The 1,072-nt window shown below is 27.8% G+C and carries 1 protein-coding gene; it reads left to right on the forward strand.

The window, feature by feature from the left end; translation table 11 throughout:
- Positions 1–106: 106 nt before the first annotated feature.
- The gene (locus G525_RS0117865) at positions 107–844 is read left to right on the forward strand and encodes a hypothetical protein (protein ID WP_157491980.1); all 738 of its coding nucleotides are present in this window, start codon (positions 107–109) and stop codon (positions 842–844) included.
- Positions 845–1,072: the final 228 nt, after the last annotated feature.

The raw sequence follows: 1,072 nt of genomic DNA on the forward strand, positions 1-1,072 counted from the left end.
TTACGAAAATCCTCGCGGATTTTCTATTCCGTTTTTATTTACTAAATTAGGTGCTTGAAACACGCCACTAATCATACACAAACACGTTGGCAACAAGCTGAAAAAAATGACTAAAACATTAGTTACATTAATATTCTTTGGAATGAGTATTTTATCGTTTGGACAAAATGACGAACTTGTTCTGACATTTAATAAGTATACTGTTTTAAAAGATACAGTACGAAATACTTTTAAAATTAAAGACCCGAATAATAACATAGTTAAAAAGGACTTAAAGTATGTAAATTATGCAGGTTATAGTAATTCATTACAAATATTAGACAAAAATAATAATCTTGCTTATTACAATAAAAATTTAAAACAAATAGAATACCCAGAAAATGAAATAATAGAAGTTTGCGGAACTGTCGCATATTTTGAAATGAAAATTATTGAAAGTGATGAAAATTATTTAATAGAATTTACAGAAGATAAAACAGTCTATAGTGAAGGTGTAAAAAAGACAATAATTGATTCAATACCAAAAACAAACATTAAAGACATTTACTTTGCTAACTCAAAAAAGGAAATTAATTATGATGAAAACTTTGATTTTCCGACTTATGTAATTTTGGATTTAGGTAATAGCTTTGGTATAAAACAAAATGAATCAATAGAATATTATGATTCAATAGACTTAAAAAATCCATTTGCAATTAAAGTAAAGAGACAAAATCTTTTCGGCTATTATGGGATAACAGAAATAAAATTTAAAAACTTAAACGAATTCAAATTTAATCTTGCCGAATTTGAAACAGAATTTGGAGATAAAGGGTTTGTTGATAATAAAGGAAATGAATACTAAAGCCAGTTGCCAACAACGTGTATAATTCATTGCTAGTTATAGCCTACTTACGAAAGTCCTCGCGGACTTTCTATCTGTGATTTATTTGCCAACTTTAGTGCTTAAACCACGCAACGAAATCATACACAAACACGTTGCCCACAATTTGAAAAAAATGCAGAAATACCTCATAATTTTAGCTTTGATTACAATGTCTTGCAAAGGACAAAACAAGAAAAATAATCCGAC

It is taken from the genome of Gelidibacter mesophilus DSM 14095 (genome assembly GCF_000423005.1).
Lineage (GTDB): Bacteria > Bacteroidota > Bacteroidia > Flavobacteriales > Flavobacteriaceae > Gelidibacter > Gelidibacter mesophilus.

What these genes read in the sequence shown, in the direction of transcription:
- G525_RS0117865 (WP_157491980.1), top strand. Translation starts at nt 107, where the DNA reads ATGACTAAAACATTAGTTACATTAATATTCTTTGGAATGAGTATTTTA.